This is a genomic window from Enterobacter sp. RCC_40 (genome assembly GCF_041360735.1).
GTDB classification, from domain to species: Bacteria; Pseudomonadota; Gammaproteobacteria; order Enterobacterales; family Enterobacteriaceae; genus Enterobacter; species Enterobacter ludwigii.
On sequence record NZ_JBFUPR010000004.1, the window covers coordinates 173,040 to 196,605 of the forward strand.

The following is a 23,566-nucleotide window of genomic DNA, read 5'->3' on the forward strand; positions in this document are numbered from 1 at the left end:
CAAGGAACACTTGCGGGTGTGTGTTGACAGCCGGAACAGCTTACTTGTCTTTCACCACAATCAACGGTTCGATGTCGCTCTCTTTCTTCACCACCAGCGAATCATCCCCGCGCAGACAGGTTCCGCCGTAGTTACCGCCCACGGTAAACGTACAGACCTGGATATGCTTGCCATCCACCTTCGGCAAGCACCACAGCTGCTGGTAGATATTTTTGCGATCGACAAACTTGCCGCTCGACTTATCCAGCACTTCATCCCCGGCGCTAATCAGATCGATATTGCTGCCGCAGCGTCCGGCAATCGGTTTGATGGCGTAACCGGTCTGTTTCAGCAGGTCGTTAACCTCGAAATCGGTATCGAGCAGATAACGGTGATTCGGGAACAGCTGCCAGAGCACCGGGAGGATCGCCTTGTTGCCGGGAATAACCGTCCACAGCGGTTCGAACACCAGCACTTCCGGACGCAGCAGGACGTCAATCAGCCGTACGTCACCTGCCGGATGCCCGGTGCGGATCGGCACGGCGGCGTATTCGGTTTCGCTCACCTCGCGGATCTGCTCTATCGCCGTCTCCCACGCCCAGGTTTTCCACACGCAGTTAACGTGACGGCCTTCATCGTCAATCAGTTGCCCGGCTGCATCCCAGCTGAGAGCGTTAAGCCCATGCAGAATTTTGGTTTCAAACCCGGCCTGCAGCAGAGAGCGCTGAATAAAGAGCGCGTGATAATCCTCTTCGACGTCATTGTCCTGCATGATGTGCACGAACGGACGCGCATGGCTGTGCTTCCACGCGCCGGTAAGTTCTTCCAGCAAACCTTCCGCCGGATTGTGGCCGTTACCGCGATAACCGTTCTTCACCCACTCTTCGAGGATTAATCCCCCTTCCGTGTGGCAGGAGGCGGAATCGGCGTTGTACTCGTAAACCTTGATGCCACGCTCATCCATACAGAAATCCATACGACCGGTGATCATATGGTGGCGACGCCACTGCCATGAGAGGCGCAGACGCGGCCAGAGGATTTTAGGGATGTCAAAAAGCGCCAGTAAGTTATCGTCCTTCAGCACTTTGTCGGTCGCGTGCAGGTACATCAGGTGCAGTTCATTGGTCGCTTTGATCAGCTCCTGCTCGGCACTTTCGGTGATGGTAAAATACTGGCAGGGATCTTTATTGATAAAGTGGCCGTTTGCACGGACATATGCCTGCTGCAGGGCGTCGTTTTCGTTGAGCCATTTCCCGTCAAACTGACGTTTATTCTTCAGCCGCGCACCGCTGATTTTCAGCAGTTCACCGTCGAGTTCCGGCTGCGGGATGCTGTGCTCCGTGTCGTCCGTCTGGATCATCCAGCCGAGAATTTCGGTATCGTTAAAGGTGTCATGCAGCGTGTAAGTACCGTTCTCAACGGTCATTCGCAGCTCGCGCGTCCACTGCTGCCCGAGCGGGAGCGGAGAGTGAATAACGTTCTGCTCGGCAATGCGCACCTTATCGTCTAACAGTTGCGCGATCACGGCAACGTGGCCGGTCTCATGAAACTCCCCGCCCTTTTGCCAGATAAGCAACGCCCCGGCCTGCGGCGCGCGTTTCGACCCATTGGCAAAGGCCTGAAGCGGCAGGATGTTATCGTTCACGACCTGGCGCAAAAAGCGCAGAGAGAAGATCTCCCACGCCATACCGACGTCGGTGAAAACACATCCATAATTGAGGAACAGAAAACGGCGGGCGAACTCAACACACTGCCACTTGTGGCCCATGTATTCATTGCCAATATAGCTGCGAAAATCCGCGTCTTCCGGATAACGACGCGGATCGAGACTGCCGTAGTTTGAAGAGTAAATCGCCACGCCACCCGGCGCATAACCTAATAACGTCCCGAATGGCGCGTCACTGCTTAACTTTCCTTTACGCATGTATCCAACCTAAAACGGGCAGGCGGCAATGTTGAAAGGGTTGTCGTCGTCTGCACGTTGTAATTAACCTGACAGAGGTGGGATTTATCATACACCCGTTCCGCTGTCTGTGTAGCGTGGCGCGAAGGGGAAATGTATTGCGCTCAGTTCGCTAAACCCTCCCATGAACTCCTGCTACACTCCCTCAACACATCACAAAAAAGGCAGGCCAACATGTCAGACGAAAATACCTATCAGCCACCCAAAGTGTGGGAATGGAAAAAGAACGGCGGCGGCGCATTCGCCAATATTAACCGTCCGATCTCCGGTGCGACGCATGAGAAAGAGTTACCCGTGGGCTCGCATCCCCTGCAGCTCTATTCTCTGGGCACACCAAACGGGCAGAAAGTGACCATCATGCTGGAAGAGCTTCTGGCGCTTGGCGTGACGGGTGCCGAGTACGATGCATGGTTGATTCGCATTGGTGAAGGCGACCAGTTCTCCAGCGGCTTTGTTGAAGTGAACCCGAACTCGAAAATTCCGGCGCTGCGTGACCACTCCACGACACCGCCCACGCGCGTATTTGAATCCGGCAGCATCCTGCTCTATCTGGCAGAGAAGTTCGGCCATTTCCTGCCAAAAGATCCGGCGGGACGTACGGAAACCCTGAACTGGCTGTTCTGGCTGCAGGGCGCGGCCCCGTTCCTCGGCGGCGGTTTCGGCCACTTCTATAACTACGCACCGGTGAAGATTGAGTACGCGATTGACCGCTTCACGATGGAAGCCAAACGCCTGTTCGACGTGCTGGATAAACAGCTGGCGCGTAGCCGCTACGTGGCCGGTGAAGAGTACACCATCGCCGATATGGCGGTCTGGCCGTGGTTCGGCTGCGTGGCGCTGGGTAGCGTGTATAACGCCGCCGAGTTCCTCGACGCTGAGAAGTACACCAACGTTCAGCGCTGGGCGAAAGATGTGGCACACCGCCCTGCCGTGAAGCGCGGGCGTATCGTTAACCGCACCAGCGGCGAGCTCAACGAGCAGCTCCACGAACGCCACGCGGCGAGCGACTTCGAGACCCATACAGAAGACAAGCGTCAGGCGTAATTCTCTGCCGGGCGGACCACCGCCCGGCAACAGGGATCCCTGCCAGGGGCATGATTTGCTTAAGGGTTGAGCCGGTATTACTGGCACTATGCGGACGTTTTTCTCAGATCAGATGACGAGGAAAGCGGACTCAACCGACAGCAGTCACAAAGGATTTGTTATGAAATTGATGAAAACAGCGCTGATTATCAGCACCCTGATCTTTTCCACTTCTGGTATGGCGATAGATAAAACCGCCGCCGGTGCAGTGGCCGGTGCGGCAATTGGCGCAGCCACGGGCAAAGATTTGAAATCCACGGTAGGCGGTGCGGTGGTTGGCGCGGGTACCGGTGCGATGTTCAAAAACGGCGACAAAGGTAAAGCTGCGCGTAAAGGCGGTGCGGTGGGTGCCGTGGTGGGTGCAGGTGCTGCGGCGGTAACAGGCAACAGCGTACTGAAAGGGGCCGCCGTCGGTGCCGGCTCTGGCGCACTGATTGGTGAAGCCACCCACTGATAAGCGGCAGGCGGCGCTCCGTTTGGTTCGCCTGCATTTAACCGAAAAAAAGGCCGCACACGGCGGCCTTTTAACAGTGATTAAGCCGAGAGGCGGAATTTCTGCACCGACCGCTGGAGCTCTTCGGTCTGACGTTCAAGCGCGGAGGCCGCTGCCGAGACCTCTTCCACAAGCGAGGCGTTTTGCTGTGTCACGCCATCCATTTGCGTGATAGCAATACCCACCTGCGAAATCCCCTTACTTTGCTCCTCAGACGCAGACGCGATTTGCTTCATGATGGTCGTCACTTCCGTCACATCACGCAAAATGGCATCCATGGTGGTGCCCGTGTCGCCCACCAGCTTTGCGCCCTGCTCAACGCGGGAAACGGAATCGGTAATCAATCCCTCAATTTCTTTTGCCGCGTTGGCGCTGCGGCTTGCCAGGTTACGCACCTCGCCGGCCACGACGGCAAACCCACGTCCCTGCTCGCCCGCGCGCGCCGCTTCCACGGCAGCGTTGAGCGCCAGGATATTGGTCTGGAAGGCAATGCTGTTGATCACATTGGTGATTTCAGCAATCTTCTTCGAGCTCTCAGAAATACCGCTCATGGTGGTCACCACCTCTTCCACCAGCGAGCCGCCGCGGCTGGCCGTTGTTGACGCCACATCCGCCAGTTGGCTGGCCTGACGCGCGCTTTCCGCGTTCAGCTTCACGGTGGCGGTCAGCTGTTCCATGCTGGCCGCCGTCTCTTCCAGTGCGGCGGCCTGCTCTTCGGTACGGGACGAGAGATCGTTATTACCGCTGGAGATCTCCGTCGCGCCGCGCCAGATATTCTCGCTGCCGGAGCGAATAGAGCTCACCGCTTCTCGCAGGCTATCCTGCATCGCGCTCAGCAGAGGAACCAGTTGACCCACGCAGTTGCGACCGAACGGTTCAATCGGTTGACTGAGATCGCCCTGGGCAATCTGGCGGAACTGCTGGCGAATGCGAGCCAGCGGTTTTACCAGCATCGCCACCAGGTAACGGTCGGTGAAGAGCAGTATTAACAGGCCAATAATCGTGGCGGTGATAATCACCGTGCGGGTCATGCTGGTCAGGCTGTCTACGACGACTCGGGTGCTGTCGAGTGCCCGGGCGGCCGCGTTGTTAAAGTTCTCCGCAGCAGCACCAAACGCACGACTCAGCGGAGGGGTGATGTTATTCGCCTGCTGACGGTAGCCCTCCAGAGAGGACTGCTTCGCCTGCTGCATTTGCGGCGTTACGCCCTGCTCAAGCAAAGCCTGCCAGCTACCGATCACCTGAGCTGAAACTTGCTCATCCATCGGTCCTGGTGAGATTGCCTTCATCTCAGCCAGTTTCTTCCCCATATTGTCCAGCGCCTGCTGGGCAGGGGCCAGGTCCGGTGTGCCACCCGCGGCTTTCACTTCCATCGCGCGACTCAACCGGGTCACAAAGCGAAAATACTGATCGTTACCCTGACTGAGTATGGTCATCTGTTTGACCAGCTGGCGATCCACCTCATTGCCCTCTGATACCCGTGACAGAGACCAGGTGCTGTAAAGCCCCACGCCCGCCCACATTAAACAAAAGATCCCGAGAATCGTCAGCATGACGAAACGGATCGTGAAATTACGCAACATATTCATAAGTCTTCCTTGCCGTGAGGGTGAATTCGCCCAGAGGCGAGTCTTACCCTCGTTATCGGCAGGAATGAGCAAATTCATCACCTTTCACGCATTATTTTTATTAAAATTTTTACTGCCCCTGTGTTCATTCAGAAAAAAGAGACATTTTCGAAGGGGAAAATTACCCTGCTAAGAATGTGTTTTACTTTGTCAGTGGATAAATAAATGTAAAACTGCAGCGCATTAAATTAACGGTCATACCTCCTGAGGAGTACCTCATCAACAGGTTGCGTCAATCAATAGCGCTACCCTTTCGCGAAAACCCGCTTAATTTGCAGGGTAACTATTCAGTTCTATTTATCACATAAATATATTAACACCTAATTATCAGATTTCCTGATTTAAATACCCCAATAACTTACCTCCCCATTTTTCAAATTTCATTACATCCTTCACTTATGAGAAATTTCTTAAATTAAATAAATTCCTTTACAAGGATGGCGACGATTTTTTATTAACGGAGTTTCAGATGCGTAAATTTATGAACCGCACATTGCTTTCGCAGTGTGTCTTAATGGCTTTAACCTCTTTCGGTACCCAGGCAGCAATGACGGCAGCGACACCGTGTGAGGATGGCGTGACGACGCAAACCTGTGGATTAACGAAATATACCGATGACAGCTTTTATCAAAATCCCGGTGTGACAAATGCGGTTATGGCCGACGCCACGGCGAATAATATTTTCATGGATGGTCATCGAGGTGATGGCGACACGCAGTCATTAACGGTATCCGGAACGGATATGTCAGGCCACTATATCCAGGGAAGCAACGGCGGTACCGCGAATATCACCCTGAATAACGGCGCTACGGCCGATATGATTGAAGTCGGTAGCGGAGGCGCGACCACCAATACCACCGTGACGGTTGATGGCGCGACGCTGAACGGTGAAAACAGCACAGGCAATTACCAGCGTGATAAAACCTATATGATGGGCTCAGCAATTTATCTCGATCCCCTGGATAAAGGCTACCACACCGTCAATATTGAGAACGGGAGCGCGCTGCACGGCAGCATTGTAAGCGCCGGTGCTGGCGAACAGGATATTACCCTCAGCAACAGTACAATGGATAAGGGCGGTATTTATGCAGGGAGCGATCAATCGGATACCCGCATTACGCTGACCGGAGCCACCGTCGATGCCTCGCAGAGTGAAATCGCGCAGAACATGGGCGACCTGGCCGAAAAACTCAGCGAGTATAAGCCGTTCAGTGACATCAACCTGGATGGCGTGGGCGATCTTGCCATCGCCATGTACGGCACCCAGGCCGATTCCCTGGCCCTGAATAACAGTACCGTCACTGGCGATATTGGCGTTATTAATGAAAAGGGGTCGACATCACTTACGTTTACTAATAAGAGCGTCGTGAATGGCAATATTACCCTGAACGGCAGTTCAGCGAATTCTGTTCTGGTGGATAACAGCACCATTAATGGTGCGGTAAATACCGGTCAAAACAGCGGCAATACCACCATCACACTGCAAAACAATGCCACCGTAAATGGTGATATTACAACCGGTGCGGGCGATGATACGGTCGTGCTGACCAATAATTCTCATGTTAACGGCAATGTTGATGGCGGTGACGGTAGCGACACGCTGTCAATGGATGCCGGCAGTTCTGTTTCTGGTGAAATTAGTCAGTTCGAGACGGTGAACACGACCAGCAATAACAGCATCGCCATTGATAAAATTAACGATGCCACCAGCTGGAGTTTGCAAAATGGCTCAACGCTTGTCGCTACTACCACCGGCAGTAATGCGATGGTAAATATGAGCACCGACAGCTTTGTTGATTTCGGCAATATCACCGGGGTTAATAACGCCGTTGTCGTCAACAGCATTACTCCCTCGGCACAAAATCAGCAGAACGTGATTCTGGGTACGTTCACCACTTCAGGCACCAGCACCCCGCAAAATTATGCAGCGGCTACCTTCACAAATGGCCAACAGAATGTTGAAAACCGTAGCGGCGCTTATAATTATGACAACAGTCTGAATATTGTGGCCGTAGATACCGCGCCGCAGACACGCCTTACCGCCGATAATACGCAGTCGTGGAATATCGAATTTAACAGCCAGAAGGGCAGCCTCGCGAGCGACGTTCAGGGCCTTGTTGCCGGTCTGGACGCTGCCGAGCAGGCCGGACATCAGGTGGCTGATGATATCAGCAACCATATGAATCAGGTGCATCTGGCTAACCTGCTCGGCAAGCAGGAGGAAGGTGCGCAGGTCTGGGGTGATTTCCTCTATCAGAATGGCAATTTCAGCAATGATGTTGACTATAAGAGCATCACCCAGGGCGCTCAGGGTGGCGTGGACTGGACGGCGCATCTGGACAACGGTGATAGCGTCACTGGCGGTATTGCACTGGCATGGACACGCAGCCGCGTGCAGGATACCCATGACGGCGCTGATAGCTTTAATGACAGCGTCTACGGTAATTACTACAGCCTATACGGTGGCTGGCAGCAGGCGCTTAACGGCAGAACATGGGGTATGTTTGCCGACGGTAGCTTCAGCTATGGCGATATGCGGTACACCCTGTCTGCGAATAACGTGACGGGGAATACCAGCGGCATGACCGAAGCACTGCACGGTTCGACGGATGGCACCCTGTATATGGCGCAGGCGCGTACCGGTGTGAACGTGTTGCTGCCAGGTGAAACCCTGCTGCAACCTTACGCCACCTTAGGCTGGGATCAAACCAAAGCAAACGGCTTCTCCGACAGTGAAGTGACCTTCGCCGACAGTCAGGTCTCTTCCTGGAACAGTGGGGTCGGGTTGAGACTCACCACAACGCTTCGCGATCTGAACAAGAACGTGCAGATGATGCCGTGGATCGACGCACGCTTCCAGAAAGAGTTCAGCGACGATACTGATATTCAGGCGGCGGATTACCACACCACCTCCGGCCATAACAACACGATGGGGATCTTCGGAGCAGGCATCAATGCAACCATCGCGCATAACTTCACGCTCAATACCGGGGTGTATGTCGGCACCGGTGACGTGGACAACGATGCCAGCGTGCAGGCGGGGATGAGTTACAGCTTCTGACGAGTGAACGCCCGGTCAGTCTGATGCTGCCGGGCTTTAATCATTCCGGGTGGTCAGACATGTCATCGCTTATCAACAGGATTTGTGATTTGATAAGCACAGAATGAAAACGTTGTTTCGAAAATTCATCGACAAGAAAGGAGACATCATGTCCTGGCACCCTTACCCCGCCCGCTACGAAAATATGCAGTACCGCTACTGCGGAAAAAGCGGCCTGCGCCTGCCGGCACTGTCGCTTGGTCTGTGGCATAGTTTCGGCCACGTACAGCCTCTCGACTCTCAGCGGGCGCTGTTGCATAAAGCCTTCGACCTCGGCATTACCCATTTCGATCTTGCCAACAACTACGGCCCGCCGGCGGGAAGCGCGGAAGAAAACATGGGTCGTCTGCTGCGGGAAGATTTTGCTGCGTATCGCGATGAACTGATCATCTCAACCAAAGCAGGCTATGACATGTGGCCGGGGCCGTATGGGTCGGGCGGGTCGCGCAAATACCTGCTCGCCAGCCTCGATCAGAGCCTCAAGCGCATGGGGCTGGAGTATGTGGATATTTTCTATTCTCACCGCGTGGATGAAAATACGCCGATGGAAGAGACCGCCGCTGCGCTGGCCCAGGCCGTGCAGAGCGGTAAAGCGCTGTATGTTGGTATCTCCTCCTACTCCACGGAGCGCACCCAGAAAATGGCGGACCTGTTACGTGAGTGGAAGATCCCGCTGCTTATCCACCAGCCGTCCTACAATCTGCTCAACCGCTGGGTCGATCACACCGGCCTGCTGGATACGCTTGAGAAAAACGGGGCGGGTTGCATTGCGTTTACGCCGCTGGCGCAGGGTCTGCTGACCGGAAAATACCTGAACGGTATTCCTGAAGATTCTCGTATGCAGCGTGAAGGCAAGAAGGTGCGCGGTCTGACGGAAAACATGCTGACTGAAGCCAACCTGAACAGCCTGCGTTTACTGAATGAGATGGCACAGGCCCGTGGTCAGACGATGGCGCAAATGGCACTGAGCTGGCTGCTGAAGGATGAACGCGTGACATCCGTGCTGATTGGTGCGAGCCGTCCGGAGCAGATCGAAGAGAACGTGCAGGCCCTGAATAACCTGCGCTTTAGCGACGATGAGCTGAAAAGGATTGACCAGCATGTTGCGGATGGGGAATTGAATTTGTGGCAGGCGTCGTCGGATAAATAGCGCGGTCTGTCGCGCTCACGTCACCCCTCTCCCTTGGGAAGAGGGGTGGAAAATTACTTCTTACTGATCTTATCCAGATACCCCATCACGAACGCAGACAGCACAAACGTCAGATGGATAATCACATACCACATCAGTTTGTTGTCCGGGACATTCTTGGCGTCCATGAATACGCGTAACAGGTGGATAGATGAGATCGCCACAATCGACGCGGCCACTTTATTCTTCAGCGACGAGGCATCCATTTTGCCCAGCCAGTTGAGCTTCTCTTTGCGCTCGTCGATATCGAGCTGAGAGACAAAGTTCTCATAGCCGGAGAACATCACCATCACCAGTAATCCGCCCACCAGCGTCATATCCACCAGCGAAAGCAGAACCAGAATCAAATCTGCTTCGGCAATGGAAAAGATGTTCGGCAGAACATGCAAGATTTCCTGGAAAAACTTAATCGTCAGCGCAATCAGCGCCAGCGAAAGGCCAAAATAGACGGGTGCCAGTATCCAGCGAGAGGCGTACATCGCGTTTTCAAAGAAGCGTTCCATAAAGTCCTGTCTGCAAACGAAACCAGCGCCCAGTATATCTCAACGGCGCTGACTGTTTGCAACAACTCACTCGTTCTACGTTCAGACATTGTCAGGATTGACGTCCGGGCGCGCGTACTCCGGCCAGACCAGCACCACCAGTTCCGGATACGCCTCCAGGCTGAACTCACGAAAACACTGGCGCAGGTTTAATACGTCCAGATCGGAACAGGAGACCTTCTCACCGTTAAGGCAACGCTTTTTGATATTGTCATAATATTTATACACCGCGGAATTCAGGTCGCTGCAGCGGCGCTGCGCTTCAAACAACCCAGGCGTGTCATTAATTTCCGACATTTTCATTCGCTTAATTGTCGCGTGCAAAAAGTCGATATATTCATGGTTCACCCGCCAGTACCAAACCGGTGTAACCGAGTTCATCAATACGGAGAAGTGGTCTTCACCTTCCTCTTTTGTCATCAGTTCAGGTAGCGGAGGTTCACTGGCGTCTTTCGACACTTGCGTTTTATTGAACTCCTGCATCAATAAAAGAACACCAGCGGTCAGTAATAGTAATGTGATGACCGTAAAAAAAATGCTGTTCATGGGTAGGCTCCATTTTTTTTGATTTTAAAATTGCCTCATGATATTGTCAACGAATCTCACGCCTTTACCAACCCCACCCTGTTGTAATTAAAGGAAATTAAAATGCTGCCCGACTACCTCGTCCCGGCTAAGTACCACATTGCGCCTGTGGAACAGCAAACGACGGAAGCAGAAAAAGAGGCTAATTTCACTCAGGGGAAAAGAAAGCTCTCTGATTACGAGTCTGACATATTAATAGGCATTTCTCGCACCGGTAAATCCCGTAATATGTTACTGGAAGAGCACGACCGTCATATAAAGGACCGGTTATTTCGCGCCGTTAAAATAGAAGCCTTTGTCCACCTGCTGAATGACCTGCAGGCCGAAGGTGAAATAGATGCCCAGAAATTAAGTCAAATAATCGCGGAAAAAACCAAAGAAATAAACGAAGCCGGCAATGAAATTTGGCTTAATCTTATTACGCGTGAAACCAATAACCCTATTTTTTATAACCTGGGGGAAGAGTAACGTGAAAGAAATTAAAGATAACGACGTTTATTTGGCTTTAGATAACAAAAAAAGTGATGAATTTATCTTAAAGCAAAATCTCGATGCACTGCGAAACACAAAAAATGCCGAGATGACGCGAATAACTCAGGACCTGGTATCGATCCCGGCGACGCTGGTACGCCTGAAATGGCATAATCGCCGCGAGATTTATCCTCTGCAGGTGAAGGAAGAGATATACGGCGCGGTGATGAATACCCTCATCGAACAGCGGCCTGAGCTGAAAGAGAAGCTTCTCGGGCGTCTGGAGGCCCATTATCAGTATCTGCTCGCCAGAGAAGTGGCCACCCTGCGTCTGACGCGCAAACTGTCTGACGGCGAGTACCGCACGTCAAACGTCACCTGCGTTGCGCTTGATGAAGACGCGCTGGCGTCCCACGCGCCTGCGCCTGCGTCCACTGAGACAAAAAACTGATCGCCCGACACGCATAAAAAAAGCCGGCTTTCGCCAGCTTCTTTGTTATTTCGCGGCCGCTTTCTCTTCGCCGACCAGCCCAATCTTGAGATAACCCGCCTGATGCAGCGTGTCCATTACCTTCATCATGGTTTCGTAATCGACGGTTTTATCCGCGCGGAAGAAGACCGTGGTGTCTTTCTTGCCGCCGGTGAGCTGATCCAGCGCCGGGATAACAGACTGATCCGTCACCGGGTCGTTGCCGAGGAACATCGATTTATCCGCTTTCACCGACAAATAGACAGGTTTCTCAGGACGCGGCTGCGGCTGGCTGGAAGAGGCAGGCAGATTCACCTTCACGTCGACCGTCGCCAGCGGCGCAGCCACCATGAAGATAATCAGCAGAACCAGCATGACGTCGATAAACGGCGTCACGTTGATTTCATGCATTTCGCCGTTATCGTCCAGATTTTCGTTAAGACGCATCGCCATACAATCAACCTACGCGCAGTTTAGACGCCGCATGCACCGGTTTAACGGAGCTGGCATTGAGGTCAAGATCGCGGCTTTGCAGCAGCAGCACCTGCGCGGCGACGTCACCGAGCGTGGCTTTATAGTTGCCAATCATACGCGCGAAGATGTTATAGATGACGACCGCAGGAATGGCCGCGACCAGACCGATTGCGGTCGCCAGCAGCGCTTCGGCAATCCCTGGCGCAACCACCGCCAGGTTGGTGGTCTGCGTCTGCGCAATGCCGATAAAGCTGTTCATGATGCCCCAGACCGTACCGAACAGACCGATGAACGGTGAGATCGCCCCGATAGTGGCCAGATAACCGTTACCGCGGCCCATATGGCGGCCAACGGCAGCAACGCGACGCTCCAGGCGGAAGCCGGTACGTTCTTTAATGCCTTCGTTATCTTCACTGCCTGCGGAGAGTTCCAGCTCGTTCTGTGCTTCGTTGACTAACAGGGTGGTCAGGCTTTTTCCATGGAAGGATGAGGTCATGTCTAAGGCCTGATCCAGCGAGCGGGCTTCAGCCAGTTGTTGTTGTTCCCGCTTGAGGCGACGCTTCTGCGACAGCAGTTCGACGCTCTTACTGAAGAAGATAGCCCAGGTGATCACGGACGCCAGAACCAGGCCGATCATCACAATCTTAACCACGATGTCAGCATGATGATACATGCCCCAGACGGAGAGATCCGTCTGCATCAAATTATTACCCACTCTGTATCTCCAGGACGCAAATCACAAAATCTGACCGTAATAATATCAAAACGTCGTCGAATTGATAGTAGTTCTCATTAGTATTTACATACTGCCGTAATTTTCGTTCACTTTCCTTGCGCTTACGCAGTAAAAATTTCTTATGCGTATTTTTGCTAATATTTTCTGCTTATTCGATAAGCCCCCGGGTGCAGATTTTTACAATCGTGGTAGTCTGGACGTCCAGACGTATAAAAACAGGGTTAGCGAACATGACAAAGAAGCATCTTGATACCACGCTGGTACAGGCAGGACGCAGCAAAAAATACACCCAGGGATCGGTCAACAGCGTGATTCAACGCGCCTCCTCGCTGGTATTTGATACCGTCGAGGATAAAAAAATCGCCACGCGCAACCGCGCCAAAGGCGGGCTGTTCTATGGCCGTCGTGGCACGCTAACCCATTTTTCACTTCAGGAAGCCATGTGCGAACTGGAAGGCGGCGTGGGCTGCGCCCTGTTCCCCTGTGGTGCGGCGGCAGTCGCCAATACCATTCTGGCGTTTGTGGAACAGGGCGACCATATCCTGATGACCAATACCGCTTATGAACCAAGCCAGGATTTTTGCACTAAAATCCTCAGCAAGCTCGGCGTGACCACCGGCTGGTTCGATCCGCTGATTGGCGAAGGTATCGCTGAACTTATCCAGCCGAACACGCGCATTGTGTTTCTGGAATCCCCAGGCTCTATCACCATGGAAGTGCACGACGTCCCGGCTATTGTGAAAGCAGTGCGCAGCAAAGCCCCCGAGGCAATCATCATGATCGACAACACCTGGGCGGCGGGCGTGCTGTTCAGGGCGCTGGAATTCGACATTGATATCTCTATTCAGGCCGCGACCAAATATCTGATTGGCCACTCTGATGGCATGATCGGTACTGCCGTATCCAACGCGCGCTGCTGGGATCAACTTCGGGAGAATGCCTACCTGATGGGCCAGATGGTGGATGCGGATACGGCCTACATGACCAGCCGCGGTATCCGTACGCTGGGAGTGCGCCTGCGTCAGCACCATGAAAGCAGTCTGAAGGTGGCCGAATGGCTGGCCCGGCACCCGCAGGTCGAGCGCGTTAACCATCCGGCGCTTCCGGGCAGCAAAGGCCATGAATTCTGGCAACGTGACTTTACGGGCAGTAGCGGGTTGTTCTCATTTGTTCTTAAAAAACGGCTCAATAACGACGAACTGGCGAACTACCTGGATCATTTTACCCTCTTCAGCATGGCTTACTCCTGGGGCGGGTTTGAATCCCTGATCCTGCCTAACCAGCCGGAGCAAATTGCGGCTCTGCGCCCCGGTGGAGAAGTGGTTTTCAGCGGCACGCTGATCCGACTGCATATTGGTTTAGAAGATGTTGACGATTTAATTGCGGATTTAGCGGCAGGGTTTGAACGTATCGTGTAGAGTGCATGCTGAAAATGTACTCCCTGGACGCTTTTGTGAACACTGCCACCAGAAAAGTCTGCATTAGTTGCGCCCGCGATCAAACCCCACGGGCGAATTAGGGAGTACAATAGCGCTATATCTGCATCTGCTGTTCCACAGGAAAGTCCATGGCTGTTATTCAAGATATTATTGCGGCACTCTGGCAACACGATTTTGCCGCGCTGGCGGACCCTCACGTTGTAGGTATCGTCTATTTCGTGATGTTCGCAACCCTGTTTCTGGAAAATGGATTACTGCCAGCCTCATTTTTACCCGGTGACAGCCTGCTTTTACTGGCCGGGGCGTTAATCGGTAAAGGCGTCATGGACTTCACGCCGACGATGGTCATACTTACCTCCGCTGCCAGCCTCGGTTGCTGGCTGAGCTATCTGCAGGGCCGCTGGCTCGGCAATACGCGCGTCGTGAAAGGCTGGCTGGCGCAGTTACCGCATAAATATCATCAACGTGCGACCTGCATGTTTGACCGCCACGGTCTGCTGGCGCTGCTGGCCGGGCGTTTTCTGGCGTTTGTTCGCACGCTGCTGCCGACCATGGCAGGCATTTCCGGGCTGTCAAACCGCCGCTTCCAGTTCTTCAACTGGTTGAGCGCCCTGCTGTGGGTAGGCGTGGTGACCACGCTTGGCTACGCGCTGAATATGATCCCCTTTGTGAAACACCACGAAGACCAGGTAATGACCTTCCTGATGATCCTCCCGCTTTTCCTGCTGGTCGCGGGACTGCTCGGGACGATTGCGGTCGTGATTAAGAAGAAATACTGCAGCGCGTGATATAAAAAAGCCGGGTGACGTTACGCTTACCCGGCTGGACTCTCTCCTCAGGTCCCCTGCATCATTCTGATGCGCGACGCATCTTCCCCCGGTGTGACGCCGAAGTAACGCTTAAACTCCCGGCTAAACTGCGACGCACTTTCATAGCCCACCCGCATCGCCGCCGCGCTGGCCTTCATGCCGTCGTGGATCATCAGCATACGAGCCTTATGCAGCCGATAGGTTTTGAGATACTGCAGCGGCGAGGTGCTGGTCACCGACTTAAAATTATGATGAAACGCCGAGACGCTCATGTTTGCTTCCGCCGCCAGCTGGTCAACGCTCAGGTTTTCCGTGTACTGGCTTTCGATTCGCTTGAGCACGCGGCTAATCAGGCTGAAGTGCGTCTGGCGGCTGACCAGCGCGAGTAATGCCCCACCGCCCGGCCCTAGCAGCACATGGTAAAGAATTTCGCGGATAATCTGTTTGCCCAGGATGCGTGCATCCAGCGGCCGTTCCATAACGTCGAGCAGACGCTCAATGGCGCAGAGGATCTCCTCGGATAACGTCGCGGAGTTAATCCCGCTCGCGGGCATCGACGGGCGGAACAATGCGTCCTCGCCAATCTCCATCAGCAGCTCCTGCAGCTGAAGGAGATCAACATTTAAACGAATGCCCGCCAGCGGTACCGCTTCTGTCGCGAAAGTTTCACATTCAAAGGGTAAAGGTACTGTGAGCAGAAGATATTCATTGGTGTCATACCGGAACACGCGCTCATTGATATAGCCAATTTTATGGCCTGAAAAGAGAAAAACGATGCCCGGCTGGTACATGACCGGTGTGCGTGTCCCTGGCTGCGTCCCATACAGAAGACGAATGTCAGGCAACATGTCACCGACGCCATTTTCTTTATCAATCAGTCTTTTAATCTGCGCAGTAAGCTGAAGGCAGATCGCTTCACGGTTCATTTTACGTTACTCCGGCTACGGTTTCCGACGTTAACAGTGTGCGCAGTTTACCGTGTTTTCTCCAGCGTTCTGTAGAAATGGGCAAGACATCGGCAGGAATGTGCATTGAGAGGATAGCCCCGGACGGCCACAATGTGCAGCATCAGGTCGCCTTCAGCGCCACCACGGTTTTTCACCCACATAAGGGAACGAGCAATGAATAATTTTAATCTCCACACCCCAACCCGCATTCTGTTTGGTAAAGGCGCTATCGCCGACCTGCGCGCACAGATCCCCGCTGACGCCCGCGTACTGATCACCTACGGTGGCGGCAGCGTGAAAAAAACCGGCGTACTGGATCAGGTTTACAGCGCGCTGGAAGGTCTGGACGTGCGTGAGTTCGGCGGTATCGAGCCTAACCCGTCTTATGAAACACTGATGAACGCGGTCAAGATCGCCCGTGATGAAAAAGTCACCTTCCTGCTGGCAGTCGGCGGCGGCTCCGTTCTGGACGGCACCAAATTCATCGCCGCTGCGGCGCACTACGCGGACGGTATTGACCCGTGGCACATTCTGGAAACCCGCGGCAGCGATATCAAAAGCGCGATCCCAATGGGTTCCGTGCTGACCCTGCCTGCGACCGGTTCTGAATCCAACAAAGGTGCCGTTATCTCCCGTAAAACCACGGGTGATAAGCAGGCCTTTATGAACGATCACGTTCAACCTGTATTCGCCATCCTCGATCCGGTTTACACCTACACCCTGCCTGCACGTCAGGTCGCGAACGGTGTGGTCGATGCGTTTGTGCACACCGTTGAGCAGTACGTTACCTACCCGGTAGATGCCAAAATTCAGGATCGCTTCGCGGAAGGCATTCTGCTGACGTTGATTGAAGACGGTCCGACAGCGCTGAAAGAACCGGAAAACTACGATGTGCGCGCCAACGTGATGTGGGCGGCAACCCAGGCGCTGAACGGTCTGATCGGTGCCGGCGTGCCGCAGGACTGGGCAACCCATATGCTGGGCCACGAACTGACGGCCATGCACGGTCTGGATCACGCACAAACGCTGGCCGTCGTCCTGCCTGCACTGTGGAACGAAAAACGTGATACCAAACGCGCTAAATTGCTGCAATACGCTGAGCGCGTGTGGAACATCACCGAAGGTTCTGACGATGCGCGTATCGACGCGGCTATTGAAGCAACCCGCAGCTTCTTTGAAGGTCTGGGCGTGCCAACGCGTCTGTCCGGCTATGGTCTGGATGGCAGCTCCATCCCTGCCCTGCTGGCGAAACTTGAAGAACACGGTATGACCCAGTTGGGTGAGCACGGCGACATTACGCTGGAAGTGAGCCGTCGTATCTACGAAGCGGCACGCTAAGCGTTTTTGACATCCCGCCTTTCGTTTTTTGACATTTCGTCCAGACTTAATGCACACCACATCGTCGGGGGTTCCCTCCGACGATGAGCACCTGAAGGAGGAAAAATGGCAAACCAAACCGTAATCAAGCTGCAGGATGGCAACGTGATGCCCCAGTTGGGGCTAGGTGTATGGAAAGCCGGTAACGACGAGGTCGTCTCCGCCATTCATAAAGCACTGGAAGTCGGCTATCGGTCGATTGATACCGCCGCCGCGTACAAAAATGAGGACGGCGTGGGTAAGGCACTGGCCAGCGCTGGCATGCCCCGCGACGACCTTTTCATTACCACCAAACTGTGGAACGACGATCAAAAACGCCCCCGCGAAGCCTTGCAGGAGAGTCTGGACAAACTCCAGCTCGATTTCGTCGATCTCTATCTGATGCACTGGCCAGTCCCGGCTATCGATCACTATGTTGACGCCTGGAAAGGGATGATTGAGCTGCAGCAGGCAGGGCTGGTGAAAAGCATCGGCGTGTGTAATTTCCAGGTTCACCACCTGCAGCGCCTGATTGACGAGACGAGTGTCGCGCCGGTTATCAACCAGATTGAGCTGCACCCGCTGATGCAGCAGCGTCAGCTTCACGCCTGGAACGCCACGCACAAGATCCAGACCGAGTCCTGGAGCCCGCTGGCACAGGGCGGTGAAGGGGTGTTCGACCAGAAAATTATTCGCGATCTCGCGGATAAATACGGCAAGACGCCGGCGCAAATCGTTATTCGCTGGCATCTGGACAACGGCCTGGTGGTGATCCCGAAATCGGTCACGCCATCGCGTATCGCTGAGAACTTCGACGTCTGGGATTTCCGCCTGGATAAAGATGAACTGAGTGAAATTGCGAAGCTGGACAAGGGCAAGCGTTTAGGCCCGGATCCCGATCAGTTTGGCGGGTGAATAAAAAAACCCCGGCTCGCCGGGGTTTTTATTTTTTACGCTTTACGTTTCACGGGTTTCTTCGCACTGGCGTTACCGTTTGAACGCTGATGCACAATCGGCGTGTGCTTGGTCAATGCCGGGCGCGTATGGCGGTTCTGGCGGCGCGCTTCACGCATCTCGTCAAGCGTAGGCGCAGGCACCAGGCAGTCGCGGCGCGAGCCGATCAGATGCTTTTTACCCATATCTTCCAGCGCCTGACGGATCAGCGGCCAGTTAGCCGGATCGTGGTAGCGCAGCAGTGCTTTATGCAGACGGCGCTGTTTATCCCCTTTCGGCACCACCACATCTTCACTCTTATAGCCAATTTTACCCAGCGGGTTCTTGCCGGTGTAATACATGGTCGTTGAGTTTGCGAGCGGTGATGGATAGAAGTTCTGCACCTGATCCAGACGGAAGCGACGCTGTTTCAGCCACAGCGCCAGGTTCACCATGTCCTCATCGCGCGTGCCAGGGTGCGCGGAGATGAAGTATGGGATCAGATACTGCTCTTTACCCGCCTGCTTCGAGTAGGTGTCAAACAGCTCTTTAAAGCGATCGTAGCTGCCCATACCCGGCTTCATCATCTTGGACAGCGGGCCTTCTTCGGTATGCTCAGGGGCAATTTTCAGGTAGCCACCCACGTGATGCGTCGCCAGCTCTTTGATGTAACGCGGATCTTCCACGGCGATATCGTAACGTACCCCGGAGGCGATCAGGATCTTCTTGATCCCTTTCAGGTCACGCGCACGACGATAAAGGTTGATCGTCGGTTCATGGTTGGTATCCATGTGCTGACAGATATCCGGATACACGCACGACAGACGACGGCAGGTCTGTTCCGCGCGCGGTGACTTACAGCGCAGCATGTACATGTTCGCAGTCGGGCCGCCCAGATCGGAGATCACCCCGGTGAAGCCAGGCACGGTATCGCGAATGGCTTCGATCTCATTGATGATCGAATCTTCGGAGCGACTCTGAATAATGCGCCCTTCGTGCTCGGTAATGGAGCAGAAGGAGCAGCCGCCGAAGCAGCCGCGCATGATGTTTATTGAGAAACGGATCATCTCATACGCCGGGATTCGGCTCTCGCCGTATGCCGGATGCGGCACGCGTTTGTACGGCAGCGCGAAGACGCTGTCCATCTCTTCGGTGGAAAGCGGGATTGCCGGCGGGTTGATCCAGATAAAGCGCTCGCCGTGCTTTTGCATCAGCGCACGCGCGCAGCCCGGGTTGGTTTCGTGGTGCAAAATACGGGACGCATGCGCGTAGAGCACTTTATCGGCTTTGACCTTCTCAAAGGAAGGCAGCAGCACGTAGGTTTTTTCCCACGGTTTCGGGCGCGGCGGCTGAACAACGATAGCTTTCGTTTCGGCTTTCTTTGGCTCTACCGGTTTGTTATCCGCACACGGCAGATCGTCGCCGTACGGGTGCGGGATCGGGTCGATTTTACCCGGCATATCAATGATACGGGAATCCACCCCGCTCCAGCCCGGCAGCGCCTCTTTCACCATGATCGCCGTGTTGCGCACGTCGCGGATGCTGCTCACCGGCTCACCCTGTGAGAGACGGTGCGCCACTTCCACCAGCGGACGTTCACCGTTACCGTAAATCAGCATATCGGCTTTGGAATCCACCAGCACCGAACGGCGCACGGTGTCTGACCAGTAGTCGTAGTGCGCGGTACGGCGCAAACTCGCCTCGATGCCGCCCAGGATAACCGGCACGTCTTTCCAGGCTTCTTTGCAGCGTTGGGTGTAGACCAGCGTCGCGCGGTCAGGACGTTTACCCGCGACGTTATCCGGCGTGTAGGCATCGTCATGACGCAGCTTACGGTCGGCGGTATAGCGGTTGATCATCGAGTCCATGTTGCCTGCGGTCACGCCGAAGAACAGGTTGGGTTTCCCCAGACGCATAAAGTCGTCTTTGCTGTTCCAGTCAGGCTGGGCAATGATCCCCACCCGGAAGCCCTGCGCTTCAAGCATACGGCCACAGATAGCCATGCCAAAGCTCGGGTGGTCGACATAGGCATCGCCCGTCACCAGAATGATATCGCAGCTGTCCCAGCCCAGTTGGTCCATCTCTTCCCGGGACATCGGCAGGAACGGTGCCGGTCCAAAGCAGGCCGCCCAGTACTGGGGCCAGGAGAAGAGGTCACGATCCGGCTGGATCAGGGAAATTGCGCTCATAGTGCTTCCGAAGAAAAAATAGACAAAAGGAGCGGGATTATACGCTGTTAGTCTGCCGGATTTGAAGAAAAGGATGCAAGAAGTAAACAGAAAATCCTGGAAGCCGTTAAAATACAGCGCACTGTTAATTTTGGATCATAATATCCACTATATCTTGCGGTAATCAGTTACCGGGATGCATTCTGGCACGGAGTTTCTTTGTGAAGTTCAACGATTCGTTACATGTGTCCCAGCTGCGGGTTGTGCTTCACCTCTGCGGTTTTCTGGTTCTTCTGTACAGCCTGTCCATGCTGCCGCCGATGGTTATCGCCCTGCTGAATAAAGAGCGAACCTACTTTGCTTTTTTAACCACCTTTTTGACCTTTTTTACCCTTGGCGGACTCACCTGGCGGGCAACACGTCATTCCGGTATACAGCTGCGCACCCGTGACGGTTTCGTGATTATCGTTCTGTTCTGGCTGCTGTTTTCATTGATTAGCGCCATGCCGTTATGGATGGATGACGGTCTGCAACTCTCCTTTTCCGATGCGCTCTTTGAAGGGGTCTCAGGGATCACCACCACCGGGGCGACGGTGATTGGAGACGTCAGTGCCCTGCCGAAGTCGTACCTTTATTACCGCGCTCAGCTCAATTTCATTGGCGGATTAGGGGTCATCGTACTGGCCGTCGCGGTCCTGCCGCTGCTCGGTATCGGTGGCATGAAGCTGTATCAGTCGGAAATGCCTGGGCCGTTTAAGGAGGAGCGCCTGACGCCCCGACTCGCCGATACCGCGCGTACGCTGTGGGTAACCTATCTGGCGCTGGGACTGGTCTGCACGCTGGCGTACTGGCTGGCGGGCATGCCCTTTTTTGACGCCGTCTGTCACGGGCTTTCCACCGTCTCATTGGGTGGGTTTTCAACCCGAAGTGAGAGCATCGGGTTTTACGACAGCCACGCGATTGAGCTTGTCGCCGGGGCTTTTTCATTGCTTTCCGCGTTTAACTTTACCCTCTGGTATGTCGTCATCGCGCGCCGCACGCTGAAACCGATTCGGCGCAGCCCGGAGGTGAAGTTCTTTCTTGGTGCCGCCACCGTCATTATCGCCATCACCGCCTGGCAGGTGTGGCACGCGGGGATGTACAACGGTACCGACAGCCTGGTACATGCCTTCTTTCTGGCCAGCTCCATGATGACCGACAACGGTCTTTCGACGGCCGATTACGCTCACTGGCCTCCCCACACCATTTTCCTGCTGTTGAGCGCCAGCTTTTTTGGCGGCTGCGTCGGCTCTACCTGCGGCGGGATCAAAGCGCTGCGTTTTCTCATCATGTTTAAGCAGTGTATTCAGGAGATGAATCAACTTGCGCATCCGCGCGCGCTGCTGAGCATTAAGGTCGGCAAAAGCGTCGTGAATGAACGCGTTCTGCGCTCGGTGTGGAGCTTCTTTTTTCTCTACGTGATGATAACGGGCTTTTTCGTCTGGGCGCTGAACCTGCTGGGATACGATCTGTTCACGTCATTTGCCACCGTTGCGGCCTGTATTAACAATATGGGGCTGGGGTTCGGCGAAACGGCGTCAACCTTCGGAACGCTAAAAGACGAGGCCAAGCTGTTGATGTGTGCGGCGATGATTATGGGGCGTCTGGAAATTTATCCGGTACTGATCCTGTGCTCACGCTTTTTCTGGCGGGCATAAACATTCCCGGCGAACCGGGAATCGTATCGTGGTTTAGGGTGCCGGGTTGACCAGCATCTGGCCGACGGATCCCCTGTCCATCATCTCCAGCGTCTGGCTGTGGAACAGGAACGGGAAGTGCGGCCACGAAGGCTGTCCGTAGTAGACCAGCAGTTCAACCTGCCCATCCACCCAGACGGTATCCTTCCAGCCCCTGTCTTCGGGGAACGGCATCGCGCCATTGACGTTGCGGATCAGGAAACTCACCCCTTCGATATGGAACGACTGCGGCATGTCCGAGCGAACCGTCCAGCGCTCCCAGGTACCCTGCTGCGCGGTAATATCGATACGATTAACGTCCCACAGCGTACCGTTGATCCCCGGATCGTCGCCCAGGCTGATATCGCGGCTGCGCACCGGCGAACCGCTCATGATCTCCTGCGGTAGCAGGCGCATCGGCAGGCTGTCGGTCACCAACGGCAGCAGGCCGGTAGGACGCAGGGTCAGCACCAGGGTGGAGACCAGGATACTCGACGGCTCAAAGAAACCGCGAATGCGGTCCACAATGCTGGCCGCTTCGCCACAGGTGATCGACACCTCATCACCGTTGGTCATATCAATAAGGATTTCGCGGCGTTCGCCTGGCGACAGCGCCAGCTGCTTCACGGAAACCGGGGCCGGTAAAAAGCCCTGGTCGCCGGAGATGACGTGTAGCGCGCGGCCATCGCTCATTTGCAGCTGGTAGCGGCGCGAGTTAGAGGCGTTCAGCAGACGCAGACGTACCCATCCGCGCGACACTTCGACATACGGACTTTGCGCGCCGTTAACCAGCAGCGTATCGCCAACGAAGCCACCGCTGCCCGGCTCGCTGTATTCCGGCGTGCCGAAATTATCCAGCCGTTTGTCCTGAATAATGACCGGAAAATCATCCACGCCATAGTGGTTCGGGATTGGCAGGGATTTACTGATTTCATCTTCCACCAGCCACATGCCGGCCAGGCCGTTATACACCTGCTGGGCCGTGCGGTTAGGGGTATTGGCATGATACCAGAGCGTCGCCGCGCTCTGACGAATCGGCAGAACGGGCGCCCAGTCAGCGTTAGGCGACATCATGCGCGCCGCGCCGCCAAGCAGCGGGCCAGGCACCTGTAAACCACTGATGGTCATGGCGACATTTTCTGTCGTACGGTTACTGTAGATCAGCTTAACGTCATCGCCATTCCACACGCGTATGGTCGGCCCAAGGTAACGCCCGTTAATGCCCCACACCGGCGCACGCGTGCCCTGGGTAAAGGACCAGTGGCTGCGCTGTAGCGTCAGGAAAAGCGGCTGCCCGCGACGGGATTCTATTAACGGCGGAATGGGCAGCGGCTGTTGCTGCCCGGCGGCGTTGGCTGTCAGCGGCAGCGCACCCGCACAAAGGGCGATCCCGGAAGCCTGAATAAACTGACGCCGACTGAATGACATATAAGCTCCATCTGAAACGACTAACAACGCGGGAATTCGTTTTCCCTTTTAACGCCGGC

At 54.7% G+C, this 23,566-nt stretch carries 20 protein-coding genes; 11 read left to right on the forward strand and 9 right to left on the reverse strand.

Annotation, left to right across the window (positions count from 1 at the left end; all coding sequences use genetic code 11):
- Positions 1 to 40: 40 nt before the first annotated feature.
- Positions 41 to 1,903, reverse strand: a complete 1,863-nt coding sequence (gss, locus tag AB6731_RS15440; RefSeq protein WP_025203162.1) for a bifunctional glutathionylspermidine amidase/synthase — start codon at positions 1,901 to 1,903, stop codon at positions 41 to 43.
- Between the two features lie 213 nt (positions 1,904 to 2,116).
- On the opposite strand from gss, the gene yghU reads away from it, so the two are divergent.
- Entirely contained in the window at positions 2,117 to 2,986 is an 870-nt protein-coding gene (gene yghU / locus AB6731_RS15445) for a glutathione-dependent disulfide-bond oxidoreductase (RefSeq protein WP_032678965.1), read from the forward strand.
- A gap of 160 nt (positions 2,987 to 3,146) precedes the next feature.
- On the forward strand, positions 3,147 to 3,479 hold the full coding sequence (locus AB6731_RS15450) for a glycine zipper domain-containing protein (RefSeq protein WP_020883667.1): 333 nt from the start codon (positions 3,147 to 3,149) through the stop codon (positions 3,477 to 3,479).
- An 80-nt stretch (positions 3,480 to 3,559) separates the two neighbouring features.
- On the opposite strand, the gene AB6731_RS15455 is transcribed toward AB6731_RS15450, so the two are convergent.
- Positions 3,560 to 5,107 carry a methyl-accepting chemotaxis protein gene (locus AB6731_RS15455; RefSeq protein WP_032678967.1) on the reverse strand — a complete coding sequence of 516 codons (1,548 nt, stop codon included), beginning with the start codon at positions 5,105 to 5,107 and terminating at the stop codon, positions 3,560 to 3,562.
- Positions 5,108 to 5,660: 553 nt separating this feature from the next.
- Between AB6731_RS15455 and AB6731_RS15460 the strand changes: the two genes are divergently transcribed.
- Positions 5,661 to 8,207 carry an autotransporter domain-containing protein gene (locus tag AB6731_RS15460; protein ID WP_371006531.1) on the forward strand — a complete coding sequence of 849 codons (2,547 nt, stop codon included), beginning with the start codon at positions 5,661 to 5,663 and terminating at the stop codon, positions 8,205 to 8,207.
- Positions 8,208 to 8,355: 148 nt separating this feature from the next.
- Positions 8,356 to 9,396 carry an aldo/keto reductase gene (locus AB6731_RS15465; protein ID WP_032680300.1) on the forward strand — a complete coding sequence of 347 codons (1,041 nt, stop codon included), beginning with the start codon at positions 8,356 to 8,358 and terminating at the stop codon, positions 9,394 to 9,396.
- Positions 9,397 to 9,449: 53 nt separating this feature from the next.
- Here AB6731_RS15465 and AB6731_RS15470 read toward each other — a convergent pair whose 3' ends face one another.
- Both AB6731_RS15470 and AB6731_RS15475 read right to left on the reverse strand, forming a co-directional pair.
- Positions 9,450 to 9,938: a TIGR00645 family protein gene (locus AB6731_RS15470; protein ID WP_014171606.1), complete on the reverse strand. Its 489-nt coding sequence runs from the start codon at positions 9,936 to 9,938 to the stop codon at positions 9,450 to 9,452.
- 81 nt (positions 9,939 to 10,019) lie between these two features.
- Positions 10,020 to 10,523, reverse strand: coding sequence for an ESA_00282 family adhesion-associated protein (locus AB6731_RS15475; RefSeq protein ID WP_020883663.1), 504 nt, complete (start codon positions 10,521 to 10,523; stop codon positions 10,020 to 10,022).
- Positions 10,524 to 10,625: 102 nt separating this feature from the next.
- Here AB6731_RS15475 and AB6731_RS15480 point away from each other — a divergent pair, with 102 nt between their 5' ends.
- Positions 10,626 to 11,030 carry a hypothetical protein gene (locus AB6731_RS15480; protein ID WP_371006532.1) on the forward strand — a complete coding sequence of 135 codons (405 nt, stop codon included), beginning with the start codon at positions 10,626 to 10,628 and terminating at the stop codon, positions 11,028 to 11,030.
- A gap of 1 nt (position 11,031) precedes the next feature.
- Positions 11,032 to 11,484, forward strand: a complete 453-nt coding sequence (locus AB6731_RS15485) for a hypothetical protein (protein ID WP_050737296.1) — start codon at positions 11,032 to 11,034, stop codon at positions 11,482 to 11,484.
- 45 nt (positions 11,485 to 11,529) lie between these two features.
- Here the strand turns inward: AB6731_RS15485 and exbD are convergent, their stop codons facing one another.
- A complete protein-coding gene (gene exbD, locus AB6731_RS15490) occupies positions 11,530 to 11,955 on the reverse strand; it encodes a TonB system transport protein ExbD (RefSeq protein WP_014171610.1) in 426 nt (141 codons plus the stop codon).
- Between the two features lie 4 nt (positions 11,956 to 11,959).
- Complete coding sequence (gene exbB, locus AB6731_RS15495) at positions 11,960 to 12,691, reverse strand: tol-pal system-associated acyl-CoA thioesterase (protein ID WP_014171611.1); 732 nt, start codon at positions 12,689 to 12,691, stop codon at positions 11,960 to 11,962.
- Between the two features lie 251 nt (positions 12,692 to 12,942).
- Between exbB and metC the strand changes: the two genes are divergently transcribed.
- Positions 12,943 to 14,130: a cystathionine beta-lyase gene (gene metC, locus AB6731_RS15500; protein ID WP_371006533.1), complete on the forward strand. Its 1,188-nt coding sequence runs from the start codon at positions 12,943 to 12,945 to the stop codon at positions 14,128 to 14,130.
- Positions 14,131 to 14,279: 149 nt separating this feature from the next.
- The gene (gene yghB, locus AB6731_RS15505) at positions 14,280 to 14,939 is read left to right on the forward strand and encodes a DedA family general envelope maintenance protein YghB (RefSeq protein ID WP_014171613.1); all 660 of its coding nucleotides are present in this window, start codon (positions 14,280 to 14,282) and stop codon (positions 14,937 to 14,939) included.
- A gap of 47 nt (positions 14,940 to 14,986) precedes the next feature.
- Here yghB and AB6731_RS15510 read toward each other — a convergent pair whose 3' ends face one another.
- The gene (locus AB6731_RS15510) at positions 14,987 to 15,886 is read right to left on the reverse strand and encodes an AraC family transcriptional regulator (protein ID WP_138614632.1); all 900 of its coding nucleotides are present in this window, start codon (positions 15,884 to 15,886) and stop codon (positions 14,987 to 14,989) included.
- Positions 15,887 to 16,081: 195 nt separating this feature from the next.
- Here AB6731_RS15510 and yqhD point away from each other — a divergent pair, with 195 nt between their 5' ends.
- Complete coding sequence (yqhD, locus tag AB6731_RS15515) at positions 16,082 to 17,245, forward strand: alcohol dehydrogenase (protein ID WP_020883658.1); 1,164 nt, start codon at positions 16,082 to 16,084, stop codon at positions 17,243 to 17,245.
- Between the two features lie 105 nt (positions 17,246 to 17,350).
- Entirely contained in the window at positions 17,351 to 18,178 is an 828-nt protein-coding gene (gene dkgA, locus AB6731_RS15520) for a 2,5-didehydrogluconate reductase DkgA (RefSeq protein ID WP_371006534.1), read from the forward strand.
- 35 nt (positions 18,179 to 18,213) lie between these two features.
- Here dkgA and AB6731_RS15525 read toward each other — a convergent pair whose 3' ends face one another.
- Positions 18,214 to 20,385: a YgiQ family radical SAM protein gene (locus AB6731_RS15525; RefSeq protein WP_020883656.1), complete on the reverse strand. Its 2,172-nt coding sequence runs from the start codon at positions 20,383 to 20,385 to the stop codon at positions 18,214 to 18,216.
- A gap of 200 nt (positions 20,386 to 20,585) precedes the next feature.
- Between AB6731_RS15525 and AB6731_RS15530 the strand changes: the two genes are divergently transcribed.
- Positions 20,586 to 22,061, forward strand: coding sequence for a TrkH family potassium uptake protein (locus AB6731_RS15530; protein ID WP_014171619.1), 1,476 nt, complete (start codon positions 20,586 to 20,588; stop codon positions 22,059 to 22,061).
- A gap of 33 nt (positions 22,062 to 22,094) precedes the next feature.
- On the opposite strand, the gene ftsP is transcribed toward AB6731_RS15530, so the two are convergent.
- On the reverse strand, positions 22,095 to 23,507 hold the full coding sequence (ftsP, locus tag AB6731_RS15535; RefSeq protein ID WP_020883655.1) for a cell division protein FtsP: 1,413 nt from the start codon (positions 23,505 to 23,507) through the stop codon (positions 22,095 to 22,097).
- Positions 23,508 to 23,566: the final 59 nt, after the last annotated feature.

What these genes read in the sequence shown, in the direction of transcription:
- yghB (WP_014171613.1), top strand. Translation starts at nt 14,280, where the DNA reads ATGGCTGTTATTCAAGATATTATTGCGGCACTCTGGCAACACGATTTT.
- dkgA (WP_371006534.1), top strand. Translation starts at nt 17,351, where the DNA reads ATGGCAAACCAAACCGTAATCAAGCTGCAGGATGGCAACGTGATGCCC.
- AB6731_RS15465 (WP_032680300.1), top strand. Translation starts at nt 8,356, where the DNA reads ATGTCCTGGCACCCTTACCCCGCCCGCTACGAAAATATGCAGTACCGC.
- yqhD (WP_020883658.1), top strand. Translation starts at nt 16,082, where the DNA reads ATGAATAATTTTAATCTCCACACCCCAACCCGCATTCTGTTTGGTAAA.
- ftsP (WP_020883655.1), bottom strand. Translation starts at nt 23,507, where the DNA reads ATGTCATTCAGTCGGCGTCAGTTTATTCAGGCTTCCGGGATCGCCCTT.
- AB6731_RS15525 (WP_020883656.1), bottom strand. Translation starts at nt 20,385, where the DNA reads ATGAGCGCAATTTCCCTGATCCAGCCGGATCGTGACCTCTTCTCCTGG.
- AB6731_RS15470 (WP_014171606.1), bottom strand. Translation starts at nt 9,938, where the DNA reads ATGGAACGCTTCTTTGAAAACGCGATGTACGCCTCTCGCTGGATACTG.
- yghU (WP_032678965.1), top strand. Translation starts at nt 2,117, where the DNA reads ATGTCAGACGAAAATACCTATCAGCCACCCAAAGTGTGGGAATGGAAA.
- AB6731_RS15450 (WP_020883667.1), top strand. Translation starts at nt 3,147, where the DNA reads ATGAAATTGATGAAAACAGCGCTGATTATCAGCACCCTGATCTTTTCC.
- AB6731_RS15475 (WP_020883663.1), bottom strand. Translation starts at nt 10,523, where the DNA reads ATGAACAGCATTTTTTTTACGGTCATCACATTACTATTACTGACCGCT.
- AB6731_RS15480 (WP_371006532.1), top strand. Translation starts at nt 10,626, where the DNA reads ATGCTGCCCGACTACCTCGTCCCGGCTAAGTACCACATTGCGCCTGTG.
- AB6731_RS15460 (WP_371006531.1), top strand. Translation starts at nt 5,661, where the DNA reads ATGGCTTTAACCTCTTTCGGTACCCAGGCAGCAATGACGGCAGCGACA.
- metC (WP_371006533.1), top strand. Translation starts at nt 12,943, where the DNA reads ATGACAAAGAAGCATCTTGATACCACGCTGGTACAGGCAGGACGCAGC.
- AB6731_RS15455 (WP_032678967.1), bottom strand. Translation starts at nt 5,107, where the DNA reads ATGAATATGTTGCGTAATTTCACGATCCGTTTCGTCATGCTGACGATT.
- AB6731_RS15510 (WP_138614632.1), bottom strand. Translation starts at nt 15,886, where the DNA reads ATGAACCGTGAAGCGATCTGCCTTCAGCTTACTGCGCAGATTAAAAGA.
- gss (WP_025203162.1), bottom strand. Translation starts at nt 1,903, where the DNA reads ATGCGTAAAGGAAAGTTAAGCAGTGACGCGCCATTCGGGACGTTATTA.
- exbD (WP_014171610.1), bottom strand. Translation starts at nt 11,955, where the DNA reads ATGGCGATGCGTCTTAACGAAAATCTGGACGATAACGGCGAAATGCAT.